This is a genomic window from Pseudomonas sp. RL_15y_Pfl2_60 (genome assembly GCF_963970595.1).
Taxonomy (GTDB): Bacteria; Pseudomonadota; Gammaproteobacteria; order Pseudomonadales; family Pseudomonadaceae; genus Aquipseudomonas.
Genome location: NZ_CAXAOE010000008.1, coordinates 101,574 through 116,808, shown reverse-complemented (window position 1 = coordinate 116,808; position 15,235 = coordinate 101,574). Strand labels below are relative to the sequence as shown.

Below are 15,235 nucleotides of genomic sequence, written 5' to 3'. Positions count from 1 at the left end.
TGACATGCAGTATCAACTTCATGGATCTGCCACGTCATGCGTAACAATCAGCCTATCACCCAACGTGAACGCACCTTTCCTGCCGAACAGCGGCTGATATCAACGACTGACCTCAAAGGCCAGATCACCTATTGCAACGAAGCATTTACTGCAATCAGCGGTTTTTCCGACGCCGAATTACTTCGTGCGCCGCACAACTTGGTGCGCCATCCGGATGTACCTCCAGCAGTATTCGAGCATATGTGGACCACCTTGAAAAAGGGTCGTCCATGGATGGGAATCGTTAAAAATCGCTGCAAGAATGGCGACCATTATTGGGTTAATGCTTATGTCACGCCGATGCTTGATAACAACCAAGTGGTTGGCTACGAGTCGGTGCGGATCAAACCCACAAGCGAGCAGATCAAGCGCGCTGAAAATCTTTACCTGCGCATCAATGCGGGCAAGCCTGCGATCTCTACCACCGCCAGGTTGCAGCCGATCCTTGTCGACTGGTTGCCTTTTCTGCTGGTCGCGATGATTAGCTGGCTGATTGGCGCTTGGCTCAATACATCCATTGGCCTATTGGCTTCAGCGCTGGTTGCCATACCTGTCGGAGCCTTGGGTCTTCGCTGGCAGCAACGCGGATTCAGACGCCTACTGAGCCTGGCTGAAAAGACCACTTCTGATCCACTGATCGCGCAAATGTACACCGATACTCAAGGGCCGCTTGGCCAACTTGAAATGTCTGCACTGAGCCAGGAAGCACGCCTCAAGACCTGCTTAACCCGCCTGCAAGACAGCGCCGAGAACCTCACCAAACAGGCTCGCCAGGCAGACAAGCTGGCGCAGAACAGCTCGGCCGGCCTTGAGCGCCAACGCCAGGAAACCGAGATGGTTGCCACTGCCGTAAATGAAATGGCAGCCACAACACTCGAAGTCGCAAGCAATGTCGCGCGCACCGCCATTGCTACACAAGAAGCCAACCGACTGTCCAGTGAAGGTCGGGCTATCGCCGCAGAAACCCGCGAAGCCATTCAACGCTTGTCAGTATCTGTCGGTGAAACGGGCGAAACGGTTACCCGCTTGGCCCAGGACAGCAACGAAATTGGCGGCGTGGTTGATGTGATCAAAGGCATTGCCGACCAGACCAATCTATTGGCACTTAACGCCGCTATCGAGGCCGCTCGCGCTGGCGACATGGGTCGTGGCTTTGCCGTGGTAGCTGACGAAGTGCGCTCTCTTGCCCAGCGCACTGCCGAGTCAACCGAACAAATCCACGGCTTGATCGCCAAACTGCAGCGCACCGCTGAAGAAGCGGTGATGACTATGGAAATTGGTCGCAAGCAGGCCGACGATGGTGTCGAACGTGTATTGAAGGCTGACGAGGCGCTCTCCGGCATCAGCGACTCCGTTGCCAATATCGCTGACATGGCTGATCAAATAGCTGCCGCCGCCGAAGAACAAAGCGCAGTCGCCGATGAGATCAATCGCAATATCACCACCATCGCCCAACTCTCCGACCAAACCGCGGGCGATGCGCAAAGCACCGCAGCACTTAGCCAAGAGCTGACTCAAACAGCGCAGGGCCAGTACTCCTTGGTCGAGCGTTTCAATCGATAGACGTTGCACTTGGCTATGGCGTGCGGCAGCAAGCGCGCCATAGCCGGGTCTAAAGGCAAAATAAGCTAGAGAAAGCCAATCGACAGCGGCATTATCGCAGCCTCCAAAAAACCTAGGACGCAGCGATGAAGATCAGCAACCTCCCCTTCGTGACCACCGACTGGGCCAGCATCGAGCCAACACGGCATGCGGGCGAAACCGGCAGCGCCACCTGGCGTACCACTCAGTTTGGTGACATTCGCGTACGCATCGTCGAATACTCGGCCGGTTACCTGGCTGATCACTGGTGTAGCAAGGGGCATGTACTGTTCTGCCTGGAAGGCCAATTACATACCGAACTGGCGGATGGGCGCACCTTCACCCTCGAGCCAGGCATGAGCTATCAAGTCGCGGACAATGCTGAGCCACATCGCTCATCGACGCAGTCAGGCGCCAAGCTCTTTGTAGTTGATTGAACGCAAAACCTACCCTACATTTAATCCATCTAGGACGTGCATTTGCACAACATACGATTGCAGCGCAACTGTATGCCAAGGAAATCAATGGCGTAGACAATTACGCTGCAACCTACATCAGGATCAGGTGTCGGCATGAAGCTCAGTTCAACTTCTCTACTCTTTGCATGCATGGGCTCGGTAATTGCCGGTTGCACAACGCTCCCCTCGCCCGAATACACAGTCACCAACGATGAAAAATTCAACCTGCAAAATGCCGGCATAATCGTTGGTTCGATTGATGATGCCGCCTATGCCGGTGCCGATATCCAATTTCGCGATACCTTGAGCGGCAGCACCTACACCATCACCGATGCCAACGCCTCGGAGTTCTCGATGTGGCTACCGGCAGGCACTTATTCGGTGTCCGCCATCGGCCCGAGTAAAGCCTGGCTTGGCACCTACAGCCGACCGCTGACTTTCAGCGTAAGCAATGGTGCAATCAACTATATCGGTGATCTGTCCTACGGTTGCGTGCAACAGAGTCCCAACCTCGCCTGGTACGGCCAGCGCTATTGCGGCATTGGCTCATTACCCGAACAGTGCACCACGGCCCACCCACTGACCTCGATGTGCATTATTGACAATCAGCAGCAGGCGGTTAATGCATTCAAGGATCGGTTCTCGCAGTTCGCCGACACCCCGCAAATGTCCGCGCTGATGACATCATCCGAATAACGCACCGTCTTGCGACGCAGTGGAACCCGATCGACGCCAGCTTGCCAAACAGGCATAACCCTTTTTGCACCTTATGCCTGTTGAGCACCGCCTTCTATGCTAAAACGCATCCACCACGCAGCCATTATCTGTTCCGACTATCCGCGGTCTAAACATTTCTATACTGAAATCCTCGGCTTGCAGATCATTGCCGAGCATTACCGCCAAGAGCGCCAATCCTACAAGCTCGACCTGGGCTTGAGTGATGGCTCTCAGATAGAGCTTTTCTCGTTTCCCAGCGCCCCTGCACGCCCTTCATATCCGGAAGCCCAGGGCTTGCGCCATCTGGCTTTTGAGGTCGACGACATCGCCCAAGTCAAGGCAAAGCTTGAACAGCAAGGCCTTAGCGTTGAACCCATTCGTATCGACCCCTACACGCAGCGCCACTTCACATTTTTTAGCGATCCGGATGGATTGCCGCTAGAACTCTATCAAACCGACTAAATGTGTAATTTTTAGCAGGCTCGGCCCTCAGTAGATCAACGCACTTGCGAGATTCGATGCATGTGCGAACCCTGATCACTTAAGGACCCAAAATGCTTAGCCAAACTGCCAACAGCAACCACACTCGGTTTAATCTTTCGACACTCGGTGGGGCTGCCATTGCAATGGCGGGCGTGCTTGGCTTTGTTTGCTTTGGTGGCGCACAAGCGCTGGGGGCGCATCCGTTTTGGGGAATGAAAATTGCGTATTTTGCGATTGGCGCGGGCCTGATCATGAGCGTTCTGGCCACTTTAGCCAAACAGCGCCTGGCTCAACAGCTGATTACCTTCACCACCCTGCTGGTGATCAGCATTGCCATTACAACCTATGGCAAAACCCAATTCGCAGCCTCTTATGCCGAAGATGATTTCGCAGGAAAACTGTGGTTCTTTGGCTGGATAGCAGCACTTGCTGCAAGCTTCAGTATTATCACTGCGGTTACTGGAAGCTGGCTGACTCGCAGCAAGGTGAATTAAGCAACTATTGGCTTTGGGCTTTTATAAAGGCGGCAATTTCATTCGCGGCAGACTGCAGGTGCTGCGAATGAGTGAAGCCTGAACGTTTAAGCGGCTTGAGGTCGTGATCCGCAGCCTCCAGCCACTTCAAGCCAATCGCCGGTGACAAGTCATAACCCACGACAGCCTGCCGGTCACCCAAGGCATCACGCTCGCCCTGAACAATCAACGTCCGCGTTTGCAGGCCTGCAAGATGTGCTGTTCTGGGCTTTTCTGGCTTGCCAGATGCATAAAACGGATAGCCCAGGCAGACCAACCCAGCAGCACCTAACTCATCGGCAACAATGCTGGCCATACGCCCGCCCATGGACTTGCCCCCAATTACAACGGGGCCATCTGTCTGCCGGCGTATCTCGGCATAAACGCCGCGCCACTGCTCAAGCAATTGCGACTGAGGGTTAGGTGGACGCCGCTTACCATCAATACGCCTTGCCGCCATATAGGCAAACTCAAACCGCACCACCGCAATGCCGCAGTTCGCCAATAACTGGCTGATTTGCTGCATAAACTCACTGTCCATAGGCGCACCTGCGCCGTGGGCAAGAATCAAGGTGGCATCACAGGTTCCTTGAGGTTTATCCCAAAGCAGTTCTGGGCACCGGGTTGCGGGGCAAGATTGATCTTGATCAACACTTACCACCGTTGCTTTACCCATACTCGCTTTCAACTTGATACCTCTGATCACTGGCATTGACGTTACCGGCAATTGGTCCTGTAACGCTGTCTATAATTATCCAGGAGATAACCTAATGGTCCGGTCTACAATCAGGCAAGTGCAGATAGCCAATCCCGCTGTTTCGCAAGCAAAGCGCCCAGCCATGAGCGTGAAGGCAAGGGTTGCGCATACAGGTGCGTTGTGATTGGCTGGCGGCGTGGCGATATTGGGGTCACAGGGCAAAAACTAAAGTGCGACCTGACGTCGCACCCTGTCGACCAGTGGCACTCAAGACTGTAGACATGAGCTAATCTTGTTGGCATTCGCCACGTTGCACAACCCATAAGGCGATCCCCATCTTTGCTTAACAGCAAATTGGTCTAGAGTGCTGTTAATAAAGCGTTTTCGAAATGCGCAAAATGCTTTTTAAATGCCTTTAGACCCTGATCGTGACGGCATGTATCGTTGCAATGCCTTACTGCTTTATACATACTTGCCGCCGATTTTTATCCCTAAAAAATCCATTAACCGTGGAACCCCAGCAATGAGCACAGCAATCAGTCCGACTGCTTATAACTACAAGGTGGTCCGCCAATTCGCCGTCATGACGGTAATTTGGGGGGTCATTGGCATGGGCCTAGGCGTTTTCATCGCTTCACAACTCGTGTGGCCTGAACTCAACTTTGGCTTGGAATGGACGACCTTTGGTCGTTTACGTCCTCTGCACACTAACGCGGTGATTTTCGCTTTTGGCGGATGCGCGCTAATGGCAACTTCACTTTATGTGGTGCAGCGCACCAGTCAGGTACGTCTGATTTCTGACTCCTTGGCGTCTTTCGTCTTCTGGGGTTGGCAAGCAGTTATTGTTGCCGCAGTTATTACTCTGCCGCTGGGTCTGACCAGCTCTAAAGAGTACGCAGAACTGGAATGGCCAATCGACATCCTTCTGGCAGTCGTCTGGGTGGCTTATGCGGTTCTGTTCTTTGGCACTATTGTCAAACGCAAGCCAAAGCACATCTACGTTGGTAACTGGTTCTACGGTGCCTTCATCCTGGTGACGGCGATGCTGCACATCGTAAACAGCGCAGAAATGCCTGTGAGCATGTTCAAGTCGTACTCGATGTACTCAGGTGCAACAGACGCCATGATCCAGTGGTGGTACGGCCACAACGCCGTAGGTTTCTTCCTGACCACCGGCTTCCTGGGCATGATGTACTACTTCGTACCCAAGCAGGCTGAGCGTCCGATCTACTCCTACCGCTTGTCTATCGTGCACTTCTGGGCACTGATCACCCTGTACATCTGGGCCGGTCCTCACCACCTGCACTACACCGCTCTGCCTGACTGGGCTCAGTCCCTCGGCATGGCCATGTCGATCATCCTGCTGGCTCCAAGCTGGGGCGGCATGATCAACGGCATGATGAGCCTCTCAGGCGCCTGGCATAAGCTGCGCACCGACCCTATCCTGCGCTTCCTGGTGGTTTCGCTGGCGTTCTACGGCATGTCGACCTTCGAAGGTCCGATGATGGCTATCAAGACCGTCAACGCCCTGTCCCACTATACTGACTGGACCATCGGCCACGTTCACGCAGGTGCGCTCGGCTGGGTTGCGATGATCTCCATCGGTTCGCTGTACCACCTGATCCCGAAAGTCTTCGGTCGCGAGCAAATGCACAGCGTCGGCCTGATCAATGCCCACTTCTGGTTGGCGACCATCGGCACCGTTCTGTACATCGCCTCGATGTGGGTCAACGGTATCACCCAGGGCCTGATGTGGCGTGCAGTGAACGAAGACGGCACACTGACCTACTCGTTCGTTGAAGCCCTGCAAGCAAGCCACCCTGGCTATGTAGTTCGCGCAATTGGTGGCGGGTTCTTCGTCCTCGGCATGTTGCTGATGGCTTACAACACCTACCGCACCGTGCGTGCCGCCAAACCGTCCGAGTATGACGCCGCGGCAATGATTCCTGCCGGAGTAGCTCACTGATGAAACACGAAATCATCGAGAAAAATATTGGCTTGATGGCCCTGTTGATGGTGCTTTGCGTCAGCATCGGCGGCCTCACCCAAATCGTCCCGTTGTTTTTCCAGGACGTCACCAACGAGCCGGTTGAAGGCCTCAAGCCCTACACCGCCCTGCAACTCGAAGGCCGTGATGTTTACATCGCCAACGGCTGCGTCGGTTGCCACTCGCAAATGATCCGTCCGTTCCGTGCTGAAACAGAGCGTTATGGTCACTACTCGGTTGCTGGCGAGAGCGTCTGGGATCACCCATTCCTGTGGGGCTCCAAGCGTACCGGTCCCGATCTGGCCCGTGTTGGCGGTCGTTACTCGGATGAGTGGCATCGTGCTCACCTGTATAACCCACGCAACGTAGTGCCTGAGTCGAACATGCCGGCATTCCCGTTCCTGGTTGAGAAAAAGCTCGACGGTAAGGACACTGCGAAAAAGATGGAAGTTATGCGTGGTTTCGGCGTGCCTTACACCGATGAAGATATCGCTGGGGCCAAAGAAGCTGTTAAAGGCAAAACCCAAATGGACGCTCTAGTTGCGTACCTGCAGGTTCTTGGCACCTCTATCACGAGCAAACGGTAACGCACGATGGAAATCGGGACTATTCGCGGCATAGGCACAGCAGTCGTATTCATCGCCTTCATTGGTCTGCTGCTATGGGCATATAGCAGCAGACGTAAGTCAGACTTTGACGAAGCTGCCAACCTGCCTTTTGCTGACGAGCCGAAACCAAGCGAGCGTGACGAGCAATCTTCCAGGAGCAATAACCAATGACCACTTTCTGGAGTTGGTACGTAACAATACTTTCACTCGGAACCATTTTTGCTCTGACGTGGCTGATCTTCGGCACACGTAAAGGGCAAAAAAACGACGAAGTCACCAACGAAACGGTAGGCCACGCCTTCGACGGCATCGAGGAATACGACAACCCACTGCCTAAGTGGTGGTTCATGTTGTTCGTTGGCACCATCGTTTTCGCCCTCGGTTACCTTGCCCTTTACCCAGGCCTGGGTAACTGGAAGGGCCTGCTGCCGGGCTTTGAGTACCTCGACAATGAGGCGAAAACCCCTTTCGCCACTAACGTAGAGATCGCCGGCGGCGAAGAGCGTAACGGTGGCTGGACTGGTGTTCACCAGTGGGAAAAAGAGATGGCCAAGGCTGACGCCAAATATGGCCCGATCTACGCCAAATACGCAGCAATGCCGATTGAAGAAGTGGCCAAGGACGACAAAGCGTTGAAGATGGGCGGCCGCCTGTTCGCTTCGCACTGCTCGGTTTGCCACGGTTCGGATGCCAAGGGTGCCTACGGTTTCCCTAACCTGACCGACAATGAATGGCGCTGGGGCGGCGACCCTGCAACCATCAAGACCACCATTATGGAAGGTCGTGAAGGTGCGATGCCTGCTCACTTGCCAATCATTGGCGAAGACGGCGTGCATAACGTAGCGGCTTACGTTTTGACCGAACTGGCTGGTCGTAAATTGCCTGAAGGCACTGAAGCGGATATCGCTGCAGGTCAAAAAGTCTTCAGCACTACTTGTTTCGCTTGCCACGGCGCAGACGGTAAAGGCACTCCAGCCATGGGCGCGCCTAACCTGACTGATCCGGCAGCATTCATCTACGGCACCAGCTACGCTCAGTTGCAGCAAACCATTCGCTACGGCCGTCACGGCAGAATGCCTACGCAAAAAGACTTCCTCGGCAACGATAAGGTCCACTTGCTAGCAGCCTATGTGTACAGCCTGTCGCACAAGCCAGCAGCAGAGTAATACCTTCTTGCCACCGGGCCGCGACGGTCAGTCGCACCCGGTGGCAAGAGCCTCAGGCGTACCATAGCGTTATTAGAATGACCACGGTCGGCACGTATCGACTGCGGCACCCCATTTAACCGCTTGGGACGATCTGATGAGCCAGATTCCAGTTAAAAACATCACCCCTCCTGCCGCGAAAGTACAGTCATCGACTGACCTTTACGCCAGCGCTGAAAAAATCTACACCCGCGCCTTTTCCGGCGTTTTCCGCAACCTGCGCAGGGTTGGCGGCGCCTTTCTGTTCCTGGTTTATTTCGGCACCGTCTGGCTCAACTGGGATGGTCGTCAAGCCGTCTGGTGGAACCTGCCAGAACGCAAATTTTATATTTTTGGCTCAACCTTCTGGCCTCAAGACTTTGTGCTGCTCTCAGCACTATTGATCATTTGTGCCTTCGGTTTATTTTTTATTACCGTGTTTGCCGGGCGTGTGTGGTGTGGCTACACCTGCCCACAAAGTGTATTCACCTGGATTTTCATGTGGGGCGAGAAAGTCACCGAGGGTGACCGCAACAAACGCATGAAGCTCGACAAAGCACCAATGAGCGCCGAGAAGTTCCTGCGCAAACTGGCCAAGCACAGCATCTGGATTGGCGTATCACTGGCCACAGCCATCACCTTTGTCGGCTACTTCAGCCCCATTCGCGAGCTGATTCCCGACCTGTTCACCTTCGACGCCAGCGGCTGGGCCTTGTTCTGGGTTGGTTTCTTCACGGTTGCCACCTATGGCAATGCTGGCTGGCTGCGCGAACAGGTGTGCATCTACATGTGCCCCTATGCACGCTTCCAGAGCGTGATGTTCGATGCCGACACCCTGATCGTGTCTTACGACCCACGCCGTGGCGAAGGCCGTGGCCCGCGTAAGAAAGGTGCTGACTACAAAGCCCAGGGGCTGGGCGACTGCATCGACTGCCACATGTGCGTGCAGGTCTGCCCTACCGGCATTGATATCCGCGATGGTCTGCAGCTTGAGTGCATCGGTTGCGCCGCATGCATCGACGCCTGCGACAGCATCATGGAGAAAATGGATTACCCCAAAGGCTTGATCAGCTACACAACTGAACACAATCTTTCCGGCCAGAAAACCCATTTATTGCGTCCGCGCCTGATAGGCTACGCCGTCGCTCTGGTGGCCATGATGTGCGTATTTGCCTGGGCAGTTGCCAGCCGTCCATTGGTGGGTCTTGATGTGATCAAGGACCGGGTCATGTTCCGTGAAAATCAGGATGGCCACATTGAAAACGTCTACACCCTGAAAATCATGAACAAAGCCCAGCATGATGTGACGTACAGCATCAGCGCTGACGGCATTGAAGGCCTCAAATTCGAAGGCACAAGCCAGGTCAAGGCCTCTGCCGGTGAAGTCCTTTCAGTGCCGGTTGGGCTTTCTATTGAACCTGAGAAGCTGCCATCCAGCGCAAACAAGATCATGTTCCATGTGCGCGCACTCGAAGACGACAGTATCAACTCCAACGCTGACAGCCGCTTCAACGGCCCCAGCATTCGCTAAGTTTGTAGGCAAATCGATGACCGAAGAAGCAACAGTCGCCCCTTGGTACAAGCAGTTCTGGCCCTGGTTCATCATTGGCCTGCTCGGCTTATCCGTCGTGCAGGGCGGCTCGATGTTGATTTTCTCAATCAACAACCCACCGGGGCTGATTTCCGATAACTATTACGAAGTCGGCAAGGGCATCAACCAGTCGCTGGATCGCGAGAACCTGGCCAAACAGCTCAAGGTCAGCGCCAAGATCATCTTCAACAATGAAACCGGCGTGGTTGATATGCAGCTCAAAGGGCTTACTGGCCCTGCCGTGCTCAAACTCAATGTGATCTCACCAACACAACCCGAGCGTGATCGTCACATCACTTTGCAAGCCAAAGGTGACGGCAACTACACCGGCAACCTTGAAGATGCGGTGCAAGGCCGTCGCTTTGTCGAGTTGATCGGCCGCGAAGGTGGCAAGGACTGGCGCGTATTCGAGGAAGAAGTGCTCGAATCCGGCAAGACAATCCGCCTCGGTGACGACAAGTAACCCGATCTTGTGCGGCGCAAAAACTGCGCCGCCCTGCCTGGCTGGCTCTCCATAAGCCACCTGTACCTGCATCAAGATAGTTGATTAATGGCCAGTCCAAACCCTTGCTATCACTGCGGCTTACCAGTTCCTGCTGGCAGCCAGTTCTGCACTGAAATACTCGGTGAGCGCCGCGACATGTGCTGCCCTGGCTGCCAGGCAGTGGCCGAAGCCATTGTGAAAGGCGGGCTGGAGCACTATTACAAGCATCGCAGCGAATCAGCCAGCAACCCGCAGGACTTGCCGCAGGCGTTGCCTGACGAACTACAGCTGTTTGACCGTGCCGAAGTGCAAGAGCCTTTTGTGCAGCATCAGGGCGAAACCAGCGAGACCTGGCTGCTCATCGAGGGCATCAATTGCGCGGCCTGCGGCTGGCTGATCGAAAAACACCTGCGCGCCCTGCCCGGCGTCAATGATGCGCGACTCAACCTGTCCAACCATCGGCTTAATGTCAGTTGGATAGACAGCCAGGTCGCGCTCAGCCAGTTACTCAGTGAACTGCGCAAAATTGGTTATGCCGGCCACCCCTGGCAAGCCGACGAGGCCGCACAGAAACTAGCCACCGAGAACCGCAGGGCCATGCGTCAGCTTGGCCTTGCGGGCCTGCTCTGGTTCCAGGTGATGATGGCGACCATGGCAACCTGGCCGGAATTCAACGTAGACCTCAGCCCCGAGCTACACACGATCTTGCGCTGGGTCAGCCTGTTCTTGACCACACCGATCATCTTTTACTGCTGCGGGCAGTTCTTTCGTGGCGCGCTGCGCGATCTACGCACCCGCCACCTGACAATGGATCTCTCGGTTTCACTGGCGATTGGCGGCGCATATGTTGCAGGGATCTGGTCTGCAATCACCGGTACCGGCGAGCTGTATTTTGATGCCGTGGGCATGTTTGCGTTCTTTTTACTTGCCGGGCGCTATCTCGAACGGCGCGCCCGCGAGCGCACCGCAGCAGCGACCGCACAGCTGGTAAACCTGCTGCCTGCATCCTGTTTACGCCTCAATGCGCAAGGTCAAACCCTGCGCATTCTGCTCAGCGAACTGCAACTCGGCGAACGGGTATTGGTGCAACCGGGCGCGCTGATGCCAGCCGATGGCTGCATCATCAGTGGCCAGTCGAGTGTTGATGAGTCGGTGCTGACCGGTGAATATTTGCCGCAGCCTCGCGCTGAAGGGGATCACGTCACAGCCGGCACGCTCAATGTCGAAGGCCCGCTCGTTGTCGAAGTCCAAGCGCTGGGCGATGCCACACGCTTATCAGCAATAGTGCGTCTGCTGGAGCGCGCGCAAACTGACAAGCCTCGCCTGGCAGAGCTGGCGGATCAGGTATCCCAATGGTTCCTGTTGTTCCTGTTGCTGGCAGCCACCGTTGTTGGGGTCATCTGGTGGCAAATTGATCCATCACGCGCATTCTGGGTGGTACTTGCCCTTCTCGTCGCCACCTGCCCCTGCGCGTTAGCCTTGGCTACACCCACGGCCCTTACCGCCGCAACCGGAACCTTGCACGCGCTTGGTGTCTTGTTGACCCGCGGCCACGTGCTTGAAGGCCTCAATCAGATTGATACGGTGATATTCGACAAGACCGGCACCCTGACTGAAGGCAAGCTGACGCTCAGCGCCATCCATCCACTTGGTGCCCTCGACAGCGACAGTTGTCTGGCGCTCGCTGCGGCACTGGAAAATCGCTCCGAACACCCCATAGCAAAAGCCTTTGGCCGCGCCACTCAGGCCGCGGATCAAGTCGACAGCTTCACTGGCCAAGGCTTGCACGGCACTATTGCCGGCCGGCAGTTGCGCATTGGCCAGGCCACATTTGTCTGTGCCCTGAGTGGCAAACCAGCGCCCGCCATTCCCGGCGAAAGCGGCCAATGGTTATTGCTCGGCGACCAGCAAGGCCCGCTTGCCTGGTTTGTGCTCGACGATCGTCTGCGCACCGATGCACCGGAACTGATAGCCAGTTGCAAAGCCCGTGGCTGGCAGGTTTTGCTGTTGTCGGGCGACAGCTCACCTGTGGTTGCACAGATTGCCACGCAACTCGGTATTGAGGACGCCCGAGGCGGCCTGACACCCGATGATAAACTAGCCGCCCTTAACGTCCTGCACCAGCAAGGCCGACGCGTGCTGATGCTTGGCGATGGGGTCAATGATGTACCCGTACTGGCTGGTGCTGACATCAGCGTCGCTATGGGCAGCGCCACCGACCTGGCCAAAACCAGCGCTGACGCGGTGCTCTTGTCCAATCGACTGGGCAGTTTGGTCGATGCATTCAAGCTGGCCAGGCGCACCCGGCGTATTATCATTGAAAACCTGATCTGGGCCGCGCTGTACAATGGCTTGGTCCTGCCCTTTGCCGCATTTGGCCTGATAACACCTTTGTGGGCGGCGGTCGGCATGTCCATCAGCTCGCTGCTCGTGGTATTGAACGCCTTACGCCTTACCCGGCATTAACCGCAAGTTTGCTGCACGGAGTCACCATGCCAGCGTTATACATCTTGATCCCCATTGCCCTGATACTGGTCGCAATTGCGATTTGGGTGTTTTTTTGGGCGGTTGATAGCGGCCAGTATGATGACCTGGACGGGCCAGCCCATAGCATCCTGTTCGATGATGAAGATCCGATGCACAAAGCTGGGGTAGACGAAGCCCGCAAGCATGATCAGAAGGATCAGCCAGATGCTTGAGCTTGCGCCGCTGCTTGTTTCGGCGGTGATTCTAGGCTTGCTTGGTGGTGGTCATTGCCTGGGCATGTGTGGCGGCTTGATGAGCGCCCTGTCTCTTGCTATTCCCCCGGAACAACGCAGCAGGCGCTTTAGGCTGATGCTTGCTTACAATCTGGGTCGGATCAGCAGCTACACAGTCGCGGGGCTATTAATCGGACTCGCTGGGGTTGCCGTGGCCTCCAGCCCGGCGGCCATGTTGCTACGCGTGGCTGCCGGTATCTTGCTGATTTGCATGGGCCTGTACCTGGCTGGCTGGTGGAGTGGCCTGACCCGCATCGAAGCGCTCGGACGCGGCCTGTGGCGCTACATTCAGCCACTTACCCGACGTTTTATGCCAGTCGACAGCATGCCGCGCGCACTGATGCTCGGCGGCCTGTGGGGCTGGCTCCCTTGTGGCCTGGTCTACAGCACCTTGCTCTGGGCATCAAGCCAGGGCAATGCCCTCTACAGTGCAGCACTGATGCTGGCATTTGGCCTGGGCACCTTGCCGGTACTTATAGCGACAGGCATGGCCGCTGAGCGCATCAATCGCTTCCTGCGGATCAAAGGCGTGCGTGTGGCGGGCGGCCTGCTGGTCATTGTCTTCGGTATCTGGACCCTTCCAGGGCCACACCAGCATTGGTTAATGGGCCACTAAATCTTGGCGCGAGGGCAATTTGCGCCAGATATTGCGCATATTCCAAGCCCGGCCATGACCCAGATCAACATAAGCCCCACCCTGCGCTTCTAGAATCAAGAGCATTCTCCGTCTACCGAGAGCGGTTTTATGCTCGATGCCATCCAATGGAGCCCTGAACTGATCAGCCGCTACGATCATTCAGGCCCTCGCTACACCTCCTACCCAACCGCCATGCAGTTTCAAGGTGATACTGGCCCCCGCGACCTGCTTTGTGCACTGCGTGCCAGCAGGAATGCCAAGCGACCACTGTCGCTCTATGTCCATGTGCCTTTTTGCGCCAATATTTGCTACTACTGCGCCTGCAACAAGGTCATCACCAAAAATCGTGATCGAGCCCAGCCCTACTTGCAGGCGCTGAGTCACGAGATCGAAATGATCAGTGCCCATCTCGACCCCGGCCAAGTTGTCGAACAGCTGCATTTTGGTGGCGGCACGCCAACCTTTCTCAGCCATGATCAACTGCGCAACTTGATGGGCAATCTGCGCAAGCGGTTTACCTTGCTCGATGACGACTCAGGCGACTACGGCATTGAGATTGATCCGCGTGAGGCCGACTGGGCGACCATGGGCTTGCTGCGCGAACTCGGTTTTAACCGCATCAGCCTTGGCGTGCAGGATCTAGACCCGCAAGTACAGCGGGCCGTCAACCGCATGCAGTCAGTCGAACAGACCCGCGCCATTATCGATGCCGCGCACACCCTGCAATTTCGCTCGGTCAATATCGACCTGATCTATGGTTTGCCGCTGCAAACACCTGAACGGTTCGCCAAGACCGTGGCTGAGATAATCGCCATGCAGCCGGACCGCTTATCGCTGTTCAACTATGCCCACCTGCCTGAACGCTTTATGCCACAGCGACGCATTGCCAATAGCGACTTGCCCAGCAGTGCCGACAAACTCAACATGCTGCAGAACTCGATTGCACAGCTAAGCGCTGCTGGCTATCGCTATATCGGCATGGACCACTTTGCCCTTCCTGATGACGAACTGGCAGTCGCCCAGGAAGAAGGCTCGCTGCAACGCAATTTCCAGGGCTATACCACCCACGGACACTGTGACTTGATTGGCCTGGGTGTTTCCGCAATCAGCCAGATAGACGGGCTTTACTGCCAAAACAACAATGACCTGAGTCTTTATCAGCAAACTCTTGATAACGACCTGCTCGCCACCAAGCGCGGACTTCACTGCAATGCCGACGACCTTGTCCGGCGTGCGGTAATCCAACAATTGATCTGTCACTTCCAGCTGGATTTCGCCGATATCGAGCACAGCTATGGAATTAACTTCCAGCAATATTTCAGCGATGTCTGGCCACAGCTGCAACAAATGGCTCACGACGGTTTGATCGAGTTGACCCAGCAAAGCATCAACGTACTGCCCAGTGGTCGCCTGCTGGTCAGAGCGTTATGCATGCTATTTGACAAGTATCTGTCGGAGCAGAGCCGGCAACGCTTTTCACGGGTGATCTAAGGCTCAG

Annotated in this window: 16 protein-coding genes and 1 pseudogene; 16 read left to right on the top strand and 1 reads right to left on the bottom strand. The window is 55.6% G+C overall.

Annotation, left to right across the window (positions count from 1 at the left end; genetic code table 11):
- Nucleotides 1-36: 36 nt before the first annotated feature.
- The 6 genes and pseudogenes from AACY26_RS21425 to AACY26_RS20640 form a co-directional block, all read left to right on the top strand.
- Nucleotides 37-363: pseudogene (locus tag AACY26_RS21425) on the top strand (PAS domain-containing protein); the annotation flags it as partial.
- Complete coding sequence (locus tag AACY26_RS20660) at nt 340-1,602, top strand: methyl-accepting chemotaxis protein (RefSeq protein ID WP_445261340.1); 1,263 nt, start codon at nt 340-342, stop codon at nt 1,600-1,602. The pseudogene AACY26_RS21425 and the gene AACY26_RS20660, both read left to right, overlap by 24 nt.
- 125 nt (nt 1,603-1,727) lie before the next feature.
- Nucleotides 1,728-2,057, top strand: coding sequence for a DHCW motif cupin fold protein (locus AACY26_RS20655; protein WP_339516819.1), 330 nt, complete (start codon nt 1,728-1,730; stop codon nt 2,055-2,057).
- 135 nt (nt 2,058-2,192) lie between these two features.
- Nucleotides 2,193-2,774, top strand: coding sequence for a hypothetical protein (locus AACY26_RS20650; protein WP_339516817.1), 582 nt, complete (start codon nt 2,193-2,195; stop codon nt 2,772-2,774).
- A gap of 96 nt (nt 2,775-2,870) precedes the next feature.
- Complete coding sequence (gene gloA2 / locus AACY26_RS20645; RefSeq protein WP_339516815.1) at nt 2,871-3,257, top strand: SMU1112c/YaeR family gloxylase I-like metalloprotein; 387 nt, start codon at nt 2,871-2,873, stop codon at nt 3,255-3,257.
- 92 nt (nt 3,258-3,349) lie between these two features.
- Nucleotides 3,350-3,772: a hypothetical protein gene (locus AACY26_RS20640; RefSeq protein ID WP_339516813.1), complete on the top strand. Its 423-nt coding sequence runs from the start codon at nt 3,350-3,352 to the stop codon at nt 3,770-3,772.
- Between the two features lie 4 nt (nt 3,773-3,776).
- Here the strand turns inward: AACY26_RS20640 and AACY26_RS20635 are convergent, their stop codons facing one another.
- Nucleotides 3,777-4,466, bottom strand: coding sequence for an alpha/beta family hydrolase (locus AACY26_RS20635; RefSeq protein ID WP_339516812.1), 690 nt, complete (start codon nt 4,464-4,466; stop codon nt 3,777-3,779).
- 544 nt (nt 4,467-5,010) lie between these two features.
- On the opposite strand from AACY26_RS20635, the gene ccoN reads away from it, so the two are divergent.
- The 10 genes from ccoN to hemN all read left to right on the top strand — a co-directional run bounded on the left by ccoN (nt 5,011) and on the right by hemN (nt 15,228).
- Entirely contained in the window at nt 5,011-6,453 is a 1,443-nt protein-coding gene (gene ccoN, locus AACY26_RS20630) for a cytochrome-c oxidase, cbb3-type subunit I (RefSeq protein WP_339516811.1), read from the top strand.
- Nucleotides 6,453-7,061 (top strand): cytochrome-c oxidase, cbb3-type subunit II, encoded by a 609-nt coding sequence (gene ccoO, locus AACY26_RS20625; RefSeq protein WP_339516810.1) that lies wholly within the window; start codon nt 6,453-6,455, stop codon nt 7,059-7,061. The genes ccoN and ccoO overlap by 1 nt, the downstream gene beginning before the upstream one ends.
- 6 nt (nt 7,062-7,067) lie before the next feature.
- Entirely contained in the window at nt 7,068-7,253 is a 186-nt protein-coding gene (locus AACY26_RS20620; protein ID WP_339516808.1) for a cbb3-type cytochrome oxidase subunit 3, read from the top strand.
- Nucleotides 7,250-8,248 carry a cytochrome-c oxidase, cbb3-type subunit III gene (gene ccoP / locus AACY26_RS20615; RefSeq protein WP_339516806.1) on the top strand — a complete coding sequence of 333 codons (999 nt, stop codon included), beginning with the start codon at nt 7,250-7,252 and terminating at the stop codon, nt 8,246-8,248. Before AACY26_RS20620 ends, ccoP begins: the two co-directional genes overlap by 4 nt.
- Nucleotides 8,249-8,381: 133 nt before the next feature.
- Nucleotides 8,382-9,797 carry a cytochrome c oxidase accessory protein CcoG gene (gene ccoG, locus AACY26_RS20610; RefSeq protein WP_339516957.1) on the top strand — a complete coding sequence of 472 codons (1,416 nt, stop codon included), beginning with the start codon at nt 8,382-8,384 and terminating at the stop codon, nt 9,795-9,797.
- A 16-nt stretch (nt 9,798-9,813) separates the two neighbouring features.
- Nucleotides 9,814-10,320, top strand: coding sequence for a FixH family protein (locus AACY26_RS20605; protein ID WP_339516804.1), 507 nt, complete (start codon nt 9,814-9,816; stop codon nt 10,318-10,320).
- An 87-nt stretch (nt 10,321-10,407) separates the two neighbouring features.
- Nucleotides 10,408-12,807, top strand: a complete 2,400-nt coding sequence (locus AACY26_RS20600) for a heavy metal translocating P-type ATPase (protein ID WP_339516802.1) — start codon at nt 10,408-10,410, stop codon at nt 12,805-12,807.
- 26 nt (nt 12,808-12,833) lie between these two features.
- Nucleotides 12,834-13,040 carry a cbb3-type cytochrome oxidase assembly protein CcoS gene (gene ccoS, locus AACY26_RS20595; RefSeq protein ID WP_339516800.1) on the top strand — a complete coding sequence of 69 codons (207 nt, stop codon included), beginning with the start codon at nt 12,834-12,836 and terminating at the stop codon, nt 13,038-13,040.
- Nucleotides 13,033-13,716, top strand: coding sequence for a sulfite exporter TauE/SafE family protein (locus AACY26_RS20590; RefSeq protein ID WP_339516798.1), 684 nt, complete (start codon nt 13,033-13,035; stop codon nt 13,714-13,716). The genes ccoS and AACY26_RS20590 overlap by 8 nt, the downstream gene beginning before the upstream one ends.
- Before the next feature lie 129 nt (nt 13,717-13,845).
- The gene (gene hemN, locus AACY26_RS20585) at nt 13,846-15,228 is read left to right on the top strand and encodes an oxygen-independent coproporphyrinogen III oxidase (protein ID WP_339516797.1); all 1,383 of its coding nucleotides are present in this window, start codon (nt 13,846-13,848) and stop codon (nt 15,226-15,228) included.
- Nucleotides 15,229-15,235: the final 7 nt, after the last annotated feature.